The organism is Pseudomonas inefficax (assembly GCF_900277125.1).
Lineage (GTDB): Bacteria > Pseudomonadota > Gammaproteobacteria > Pseudomonadales > Pseudomonadaceae > Aquipseudomonas > Aquipseudomonas inefficax.
On record NZ_OPYN01000217.1, the window covers coordinates 1 to 1,610 of the forward strand.

A 1,610-nucleotide genomic window follows, 5' to 3' on the forward strand; every position below is an offset into this window, starting at 1 on the left:
CTACAGCTACCAGCCACAGGCCTTCGACAACGGCGGCGTGGCGAATGCGGCCGGGCAGAACGAAGGTTCGTGCAAGACCCTGGGCCTGGCGCTGCTGGAAGGGCTGAGCGACCAGGAAGCGCTGCTGGCCTTCGGCGAGCACTACCGTGACGTGGTGGCCACGCCCGAAGGCAGCGACCATGGCAATATCCGTGCGCTGATCGAGCATGGGCTGGCGGGCGTCAAGTTTGCCGAGCTGCCGCTTGCGCGCAAGGCTTGAGATAGCCCGGGCTGCTTTGCAGCCCATCGCGACACAAGGCCGCTCCTACAGAACACCGGGTTCCCTTGTAGGAGCCGCCTTGTGTCGCGATAGGGCCGCAGAGCGGCCCCAAAATCTCGAAACCACCTCAGCTGATGATGGTTCCCGGTACTTCACCCGCCAATTCCCCCTGCCGCAACCACTGCAACGCCACCGGCCACAAACTCTCGCGAAACCGGTCATGGAAGAACGCGAAGTGGCCAATTTCATCGACCGAGATATCCACAGGCGCAATGCGCAGGTGCTTACGTTCGGCGCCCTGCAGATAGCCCAGCAAACGCTCGGTCGCCGCCACGGTACCAAAAGGGTCATCGGTCAGGCTGATGGCCAGCGTCGCCGCCCGCACCTGGGCGAACGGTAGTGCCTCCAGTACGCGCCCGCTGGGTCGATGCTCATAGCGCGGGGTACGGGTGGTCCAGTCGTGCACCACGCCGGCTGGCGTGTCCTCCAGCCAACCCAGGCGCTTGCCGGGAAAATAACCGAACACCCGGGTGAGCAGCGGCATTACCACATGCCACTTGCCGAATAGCCGCCAGCGCTGACCAACCGCGTAATCGCGCCAGTAGGCGAATTGTGCGCCAACCATCACCACCCGGCGTATCTTGCTCGCTGACGGTGCCAGCCCCACTGCGCAACCACCAAAACTGTGCCCCACCACGTCCACCGGCTGGCCGGGGAAATGTTCTGCGGCGTGCATAAGTATGGCTTCGAAATCCAGCCGGCCCCAGTCGCTCCAGGATGCCTGGAAGCCGCGCAGCGAGGCCGGGCGGGATTCGCCGATGCCACGGTAGTCGTAGGTCAGCACATCGCAGCCTTGGGCGAACAGGTAGTCGGCGAAACGCGAGTAGTAGCGACAGCGTACCGAGGTGGCAGCGTTGATGATCACCAGCGGGCGCTGGGGATCAGGTCGGGCGTGGCGCCAGCGGAAGCCGCCGAGGCTGTAGCCGTCGGCTGCGGTGTGGCGAAAGGCGGTGGCGGGTTGGGTGAGGCTGCTCATGGCACATTCCCTGTTGTTGTGCGCCAAAGCTAGCAAAGTTTTTATAGCCTGTACCGGCCTCTTCGCGGGCTTGCCCGCTCCCACAAGGTCCCCACTGCCTTCAGGCTTGGTGAGATCCCTGTGGGAGCGGGTTTACCCGCGAAAGGGCCGGTACAGGCCAACAGCGATTACAGCTCGACGCAGTCGAACTTCACATCGGTAGCCACGTCTTCGTCGTAGTTGACGTCAGCGCGCTCGAAGCCGAACAGGTTGAGGAACTGCTTCTTGTAACCGGCATAGTCGGTCAGCTCGAACAGGTTCTCGGTGGTCACCTGT

2 protein-coding genes and 1 pseudogene are annotated in these 1,610 nt (G+C 63.4%); 1 reads left to right on the plus strand and 2 read right to left on the minus strand.

Annotated elements, in window-relative coordinates; all coding sequences use genetic code 11:
• The coding region (locus tag JV551A3_RS27035; protein WP_133979280.1) for a HopJ type III effector protein at positions 1 to 259 on the plus strand (259 nt) is incomplete at its 5' end.
• 127 nt (positions 260 to 386) lie between these two features.
• Here JV551A3_RS27035 and JV551A3_RS27040 read toward each other — a convergent pair.
• Complete coding sequence (locus JV551A3_RS27040; protein WP_133979282.1) at positions 387 to 1,295, minus strand: alpha/beta hydrolase family protein; 909 nt, start codon at positions 1,293 to 1,295, stop codon at positions 387 to 389.
• 167 nt (positions 1,296 to 1,462) lie between these two features.
• A pseudogene (locus tag JV551A3_RS27045) lies at positions 1,463 to 1,610 on the minus strand (bifunctional NADH-specific enoyl-ACP reductase/trans-2-enoyl-CoA reductase); the annotation flags it as partial.

Excerpts from the sequence above, each read along its gene's own strand:
- JV551A3_RS27040 (WP_133979282.1), bottom strand. The coding sequence starts at position 1,295 with ATGAGCAGCCTCACCCAACCCGCCACCGCCTTTCGCCACACCGCAGCC.